General features: G+C 50.7%; 7 protein-coding genes. 5 read left to right on the top strand and 2 right to left on the bottom strand.

The genetic code is table 11. The features are described 5' to 3' along the window. On the bottom strand, positions 1-217 hold a 217-nt coding region (locus tag MPL1_RS11000), incomplete at its 3' end, for a hypothetical protein (protein ID WP_040577119.1). 121 nt (positions 218-338) lie between these two features. Between MPL1_RS11000 and MPL1_RS10995 the strand changes: the two genes are divergently transcribed. The 4 genes from MPL1_RS10995 to MPL1_RS10980 are packed head-to-tail and all read left to right on the top strand — an operon-like array spanning position 339 to position 6,197. Continuing rightward, positions 339-1,139, top strand: a complete 801-nt coding sequence (locus MPL1_RS10995) for a TlpA family protein disulfide reductase (RefSeq protein ID WP_009727207.1) — start codon at positions 339-341, stop codon at positions 1,137-1,139. Beyond that, the gene (gene dsbG / locus MPL1_RS10990; protein WP_009727206.1) at positions 1,136-1,909 is read left to right on the top strand and encodes a thiol:disulfide interchange protein DsbG; all 774 of its coding nucleotides are present in this window, start codon (positions 1,136-1,138) and stop codon (positions 1,907-1,909) included. Before MPL1_RS10995 ends, dsbG begins: the two co-directional genes overlap by 4 nt. Before the next feature lie 2 nt (positions 1,910-1,911). After that, positions 1,912-5,088, top strand: a complete 3,177-nt coding sequence (locus MPL1_RS10985; RefSeq protein ID WP_009727205.1) for an efflux RND transporter permease subunit — start codon at positions 1,912-1,914, stop codon at positions 5,086-5,088. Next, positions 5,088-6,197 (top strand): efflux RND transporter periplasmic adaptor subunit, encoded by a 1,110-nt coding sequence (locus MPL1_RS10980; protein ID WP_009727204.1) that lies wholly within the window; start codon positions 5,088-5,090, stop codon positions 6,195-6,197. Before MPL1_RS10985 ends, MPL1_RS10980 begins: the two co-directional genes overlap by 1 nt. Here MPL1_RS10980 and MPL1_RS10975 read toward each other — a convergent pair. Then, complete coding sequence (locus MPL1_RS10975; RefSeq protein WP_009727203.1) at positions 6,187-6,651, bottom strand: hypothetical protein; 465 nt, start codon at positions 6,649-6,651, stop codon at positions 6,187-6,189. The two genes, MPL1_RS10980 and MPL1_RS10975, sit on opposite strands and share 11 nt — an antisense overlap. 172 nt (positions 6,652-6,823) lie before the next feature. Here MPL1_RS10975 and MPL1_RS10970 point away from each other — a divergent pair, with 172 nt between their 5' ends. Further along, positions 6,824-7,336: a 7TMR-DISMED2 domain-containing protein gene (locus MPL1_RS10970; RefSeq protein WP_040577118.1), complete on the top strand. Its 513-nt coding sequence runs from the start codon at positions 6,824-6,826 to the stop codon at positions 7,334-7,336. The last annotated feature ends 22 nt before the right edge of the window (positions 7,337-7,358 follow it).

The following is a 7,358-nucleotide window of genomic DNA, read 5'->3' as shown; positions in this document are numbered from 1 at the left end:
CATCAGCCAGTGCRGATTCAATATCATCACAAAAGGGTGATGCCTCAGGCCAGTCGGCAAGCAGCTTTGACTCGGCAAAATTCTGTGCAAAATTTATCAGTTGTGCATCGAGTTCACGGCGCATATCCGAGTATTGACCGGCGACAAACCACGGTAAAATTAGCATCCAGATTAACAGCGTCAACAATGCCCATTGACGGCGGTGACTAGTCATCATATTTGCCAACATTCATTAACATTTACTAATATAGATTTTAAGTCTTTAGTTTGAACCTTCCATCCAACGTGTGTTCTTACTGCATTCTCAGATATAGACATAACCATTCCGGGAGTATAGCTTGTCTTTTGCATTTGGTCCGTTCGCCCTGTCTGTAGGGCAACTGGTGTTTCTGCTGGCTTTCGGCATGGCTTTCCTGGTCGCCTTTCTGGGTAGCCGTGGCAAAAGCAGTCGTGCCGACAATACCCTGGTCAACGCCCTGATTTTCGGCTTTATCATTGCCCGTTTAGTATTTGTCGTTCGCTACTGGCCAGACTATCAAAGCAACCTATTAAGCATCGTCGATATTCGAGACCGTGGTTTTGTGCCGCTGGCCGGTGTGGTTGCTGCCGTTGTCTGGATGCTGATTGCTGGCTTTCGGCATCGTGTTCAGCGAGTGCCGTTACTGATTTCAGGGTTTACCGGCGCATTTAGTTGGCTATTTGCCACCATCCTGCTTTATCAACACAGTGCAGTATTGCCAGATATGCCTGACTACGCCCTGACTGACTTGGCTAACGCCAGCGTTGAACTTGAACAGTTTCGTGGTCAGCCAATCGTGATCAATCTATGGGCCAGCTGGTGTGGTCCATGTCGCCGTGAAATGCCGGTGATCTCGGATGCCCAGCATCAATATCCGGATGTTCATTTTCTGCTGATCAATCAGGGTGAAAGCCCGGAAGTCGTTCAGCTGTTCCTGCATGAAGAATCACTTGAACTGGCAAACGTGCTGCTGGATCCGCGCAGTGTCATGTCGAATTACTGGCGAGTCCGCGGACTGCCCACCACCCTATTTTTTGATGAAAAAGGTCAGTACAGCCATCACCACTTCGGTGAATTATCAGCGGCATCACTGCGTCATCAATTGGAGAGACTTCAGTGAACAGATTGTCTGTGGCTTTAGCCTCCTTGTTCATTGGAGGCGCTGTTTATGCTGAAGATTGGCCTGCACCGTTACAGTTTCTCGTCGATCAGGGGGTTGAAATTCATGCCGAGATCGACAGCAAAATTTCGCTAAAAAGCTATGCTGCGAGTTTCAGAGGTGAGCCAATGGAGCTTTATCTTACCCCTGATGGCGAACATGTGATCATCGGCACTTTGCTGGATGCCCAAGGCAAGGAAGTGGCGCGTGCAGAAGTTGACCGACTGACCTTAAGCCAGCAAAGCAGTTTGGACTGGCAAACACTCAGCAACAGCTATTTTGTTGCTGAAGGTGCTGCCGATGCTGAGCACGTTGTCTACATGTTTAATGACCCGAATTGCCTGTATTGCGCAAATTTATGGCAACTCGCGCAACCTTATGTCAACAACGGTGGTCTTCAATTACGGCACATCATGGTCGGCATGCTGCACCCTAGCAGTGAACTCAAAGCCGCCACCATTCTCGCTGCCGAAGATCCGGCAAAGCTGCTGGCTCATCATGAGAGCACTCTTCTGCAAGGCGGTATCGCTCCAGCGAGCGATCTGCCAGAAGCTATTATCGAACAAGTACGGAGTAACACCTTGCTGATGGAACAACATGGCCTGATCGCCACACCCAGCGTTATTTTTCGTGACTCAGATAATCAAGTTCGACAGATTCAGGGCATACCTGACGAGGCACTGATAAGCGAGCAAGTGTTCGGGAGATCGACACCAGCCGGAGACGATTAATTATGTTGTGGTTGGTCCGATACGCCTTGCGCAGGTCATATTCCGTTGCGGCTATGGCTCTACTAATTTTTGCTGCCGGTCTTATCAGCTATCTGCGCTTGCCGGTAGATGTTTTGCCTGCGGTGAACATACCAGCGGTTAAGGTCATCTGGACCTATCAAGGTCTGAATGCCAACGAAATGGCTTCCAAAATCACCACCTTCAGTGAAGTCGCCATCATGAACAACGTTGATAATGTTCGTGAAATCCGCTCTCAAACCATGAGCGGCACTGCTGTTGTTCATATTGAATTTCAACCCAGCGTTGACATCGCCAACGCCATGACGCAAATCACCAGCGTTTCGCAGACCATCATGCGGCGAATGCCGGCCGGCATCACACCTCCGCTGATCACGCAATACAACCAGTCCAGCACCCCTATTCTGCAACTGGTCATGTCGTCCAATACGCTGACAGACGCTCAGTTATCAGATTTTGCCCGCTTGCAATTACGGGGCATGATTCAGTCCATCAACGGTATTCGATTGACCTTGCCTTACGGTGGCGGCGTCAGGCAGATCATGATCGATCTCAAACCGGATGCCTTGCATGCGCTTGGTCTGAGCGCTGCCGAGGTGACTCAGGCACTGGCGCAACAAAATCTCACCCTGCCCTCCGGCAGTATTCGTGAAGGGCTGCAGGAACTGCAAATTTCCGTCAATGCCAGCCCAGAATCCATCAGCTCTTTTGAAGAGATGCCGGTCAAATCAATTGATGGCCGCATGGTCTATCTTCGCGATGTTGCAGATATTCGCGATGGCACCGCCTTGCAAACCAATATCGCCCGAGTCAACGGCGACAATGCCGTGATGGTGTCGCTGATCAAACTGGGTGATGCTTCAACCGTGGATATCATCAATCAGGTGATGGATCGCTTGCCGTCGATTCGAGCTGCAGCACCGCCGGGCATCGATATTCAACCAATCTTTGATCAATCCGTGTTTGTGAATACCGCCGTACATCACATTCAGACTGAAATCCTGATTGTGGGCTCTCTGGTCGCCATCATGGTGCTGTTATTTATTGGCTCCTGGCGTGCAACGCTGATCGTGCTGACCTCAATTCCGCTGTCACTACTGACGGCACTGTTTGCGCTTAATATCACGGGGCATACACTCAATCTGATGAGTCTTGGCGGCCTTGCGCTGGCCATCGGTATTCTGGTCGATAACGCACTGGTTGAAATTGAGAATATCAAACGCAACCTGGCGCAAGGCCTGTCTGCAAGACAAGCCACGGTCACCAGCGCCAGTCAGGTGGCCTTTCCCGAACTGGTTTCTACGCTGTCAACCTGTGTGGTGTTCTCGCCGATTTTCCTGCTGACGGGTGTTGCTGGCTATATTTTTAAGCCGCTGGCTATCGTGGTGATTGCTTCGCTGCTGGCTTCCTATGTGCTGTCTCGCACCGTTGTGCCAGCATTGGCCGTTATCTTATTGCCCAACGACGAAAAACAATCATCTACCGGTATCGTCATGCGAGTACATGGCTTTGTCATGCGCCGACTTGCCTGGGCTCAACGTCGTCTGGCCAAGCTTTTGGTCAGATTACAACATCAACTATTTGTAGTCCCGCTGGCGATGTTCTTGATTCTTGCCACCGGTTTTATGGCCTTTAGCGATATTGGCCGTGACTTCTTCCCCAAAACCGATGCGGGCTTGATGCGCTTTTATGTGCGCGCTGAACCAGGGCTGAGAATCGAGCAAACCGCAGAACGCTTTGCCGATATACAAGTCGCCATCAGGCAGCTGATTCCCGAGGACGAACTGGATTTTATTGTCGAGAATATCGGCATGCCGGACTCCATCAACCGTGGCTGGGTGGATAGCTTTACCATTGGCAGCTACGATGGCGAAATTCAGATTCAGTTGGCTCCCGGACATCAGCCCACGGCTGATTACGAAGCGGCCATTCGTCAGATGCTGCGTCAAGAATTTCCCGATATCACGTTGTTCGCTCAGCCCGCTGATACCACCAATCAAACCTTGTCCGGCACCACGCCTACCGCCATTGACGTACGTTTTTCTGGTCGTGACCATCAAGGTAATCTGACATTGGCCGAGCGGCTGATCGAACAGATGCAGGATTTTCCGGGTGCTGCTGATGTTGGCCTGCAACAGGTGTTTGAACTGCCGGAATATTTCATCAGTATCGACCGTAGCCGCGCCGCACAACTCGGTTTAACGCCTCAGATGGCTTTGGATACGGTGCTCAGTGCACTGGGCTCTGCCGGTACTGTGGCATCCAGTTTCTGGGCTGATCCGGCATCCGGCTTTTCCTACGCAGTTCAGGTTCAAGCGCCGGTGCAGGAAATGAATAACATCGACGCACTGCTCAATCTGGCGGTCGCTCATACCGATAGCGGTCAGGAAATTTCGCTGGGCAGTATCGCCAATATCAGTCCAAGGCTGGTCCCTGCCTCAGTAGGTCGGGCCACCCTGCAGCCGACCATCAATGTTTTGATTAACACTGAAAACAGTGATCTTGGCAGTGTTTACGATGAAGTGAAGCGTGCTATTGCGCCGCTGAGATCCGAACTCAAACCGGGCAATAATATTCGCATCATGGGCCAGGCAGATGCCATGCAAAATGCTTATCGAGACTTGATGTTTGGCTTCTTGCTGGCCGTGTTTTTTATCTACATTGTCATGTTGTTCAATTTTGCCTCATGGACTTTGCCATTGGTCGCCTTGTCTGCGGCTCCGGTCGCCATCAGCGGTGCAATGATGGGACTTTGGATCACCAATACCACGCTTAGTGTGCCTGCACTGATGGGCTTTATCATGGTGATCGGGGTCTCAACCGCCAATAGCGTACTGGTCACAACATTTGCTCGAGATCGCTGGCTGCAAGGGGTTTCTGCCAGTGCCGCAGCACGAAAAGCAGCTATCACTCGTTTTCGCCCGGTATTAATGACTGCACTCACCATGATTATCGGCCTGATGCCGATGGCACTGGCGCTAGGTGAAGGTGGTGAACAAAATGCCCCTCTGGCACGCACGGTGATTGGTGGTCTGATACTTGGCACCTGCGCCTCGCTGGTGATTGTGCCGTGGATTTTCAGCAAACTGATGACCCATATCTCACGCCCTGTTCCAGTTAACGAAGCCGACCTGACGCTGAAACAGCAAGGAGCTCACTGATGAAATTTTCTATCACTACTGCCAGCCTTAGCCTGACCACATTGGCTGTGCTCGGCGCCATAATGCTTAACTCGCCAAACAACACTGCCACGGCAGCGGCCAGCAACCAAAGCGATGACATCTCATTGCCTCGTGTCACCATCGTTCAGCCGGAACCGGTGAACAGCGCACAACCCTATCAATTCAACGCCAGACTGGAAGCGATTGAGAGTGCTCATGTATTTGCCAGAGCCGATGGTTATATCGAAAACCGTTTTGTTGATATCGGCGATGAAGTCTCTCAGGGTCAACTTCTGGCTCAACTCTCCTCACCGGAGCTGGAAGAACAGATTCGTCAGGCCAAAGCTGAAATCAATCGTCAGCAAGCCGTGGTTCACCTGAGCAAAAAAATGTCTGATCGGGTGTCTCGCTTGCAAGGCTCAGGCGCGGTGACTCAAACAGAAGTCGATGAAAAAGACGCTGAATATCAAGTCGCGCTGGCGACCCTGGAAACCTATCAGGCACGACTCGAGCAGTTGGAAAACGAGTTTGCCTATACCCGGATTGTCGCGCCCTTTGACGGCATCATTACCGTACGCAATGTTGACCGGGGCGATCGCATCACACGCAATGACAGCCAGGCATTGTTTCGTATTGTTCGCACGGATGAGCTTCGGGTATTGGTCGATATTCCACAAACACAGTTGTATTCCATCGATCAAAACCAACAAGCCACTCTGTTGATACCTGAACTGGCCAGTCAGTCTTTTGAAGTTAATTTCAGCCGGATGTCGCGAGAAATCGACAATACGCTGGGCACCATGCGGCTGGAATATTTACTGGATAATGCCGATCAGCAATTGTCGGCGGGATTAAGCGGCCGTTTACGTATCCCGGCCAGTACCACAGATCGGCTGCAGATCCCCATCAATGCCGTGAAAATTCTTAATGGTGAATCTGTTGTGATGACGGTGGATCAAGAGGACCGTCTGCAACAACGCCCGGTGGTCACCGGGCGTTATAACAGTCACCGCGTGGAAATTCGCAATGGTCTGAGCACGCAGGATCGTGTGGTGCTGAATCCTAACGCCTTGCTCAAGACCGGAGATCGCGTTGCTATCAACGAGTAAACTCGTTGAAATCAATAAATTTGGTGAAGTTCAGCAATGCGGCTTCAACCGCAGGGTCGGTGAGCATTTCACGCATCGCCACTGATCCCCACAACTCAAAACTCTCATCAAAACGGCTGAGACCTTCACGCTGCATCAAGGCGGCCATTTGCTCTGAGCAACGTTCTGTGAGCACGTTCTGTACCAGATAGCCCATCATGATATCGGTTTCTTCCTTATTAACACTGTCAGACAACAAGCCTGCAAGACTTTGATGTTGTGCCATGCCAAGAAACATCCACTGAATCATCAGCTCACGTTCAGCAGTACTGGTATTGGCCACCAGACATTGGCCTAGCGCATCGGCCTGTGGCGATGCCAGCGCGGGCTTTGTCACTAACTGACCCAGTAAAAACACACCCAGCAATGCCGAACTGACGACTTTTGCGACTGACAAACTTTGGGGATGAGACATGCTTTGCTCCTATCACTGAAAATGGCAAATTCGGACACTTTAATGGATACACGGTGATCAAACCAGTCTGAAGCGCGAAGATCAGCTCAACAATACCTGCATCAAACCTTTGTTCTTATAATGTGTCGTGTACTATTAGCCTATGAAGCGTTTGCTAACCTCAATACTGGCTATGATACTGCTGATTTATGCAGGCTTTGCCGTCGCTGAAAGTTATCAACTTAAGCCACAGGACAGCAAAGTTGAAATCTGGCAGTTTATGGAACGTTTCTACGGTGGCGAGTCTGATGTGCCCCCCTATCTAAACACCGAATGGAAACCACTGTCGGAAAGCGAGCTGAACCGCGGCATTGATAATCAGATGCACTGGCTCAGACTGGTGTTGTCAAACCCGTCTGAACAGCCCATCGAATGGGTGATGCTGCATGAAAACAGCTATGTCGATCTCGTTGAGGCCTATATTCACAATGCGTCTGGCGAGTTAATCGAAACCATCATTCTGGATGATCACAAACCCTTTTCAGAGCGACCCATCGCCTACAGAAAACCTGCCTTTAGTTTCACCACAGAGCCTCATGACCAGACAATCGTCTACATCCGAACCGGAATGTGGGTAGCCGATTCCAATACCTTGCGCTTCCTGTTGTCCTCAAAACAGCAGTTTGAAGAGCAGCGAATAGAATGAMCAATTTGCCTTTGGCTTGTAT

This window comes from Methylophaga lonarensis MPL, from assembly GCF_000349205.1.
Lineage (GTDB): Bacteria > Pseudomonadota > Gammaproteobacteria > Nitrosococcales > Methylophagaceae > Methylophaga > Methylophaga lonarensis.
The sequence above is the reverse complement of the archived record's forward strand: the minus strand, read 5'-3'. Positions and strand labels throughout refer to the sequence as shown.

Excerpts from the sequence above, each read along its gene's own strand:
- MPL1_RS10970 (WP_040577118.1), top strand. The coding sequence starts at position 6,824 with ATGATACTGCTGATTTATGCAGGCTTTGCCGTCGCTGAAAGTTATCAA.
- MPL1_RS10980 (WP_009727204.1), top strand. The coding sequence starts at position 5,088 with ATGAAATTTTCTATCACTACTGCCAGCCTTAGCCTGACCACATTGGCT.
- MPL1_RS10975 (WP_009727203.1), bottom strand. The coding sequence starts at position 6,651 with ATGTCTCATCCCCAAAGTTTGTCAGTCGCAAAAGTCGTCAGTTCGGCA.
- MPL1_RS10985 (WP_009727205.1), top strand. The coding sequence starts at position 1,912 with ATGTTGTGGTTGGTCCGATACGCCTTGCGCAGGTCATATTCCGTTGCG.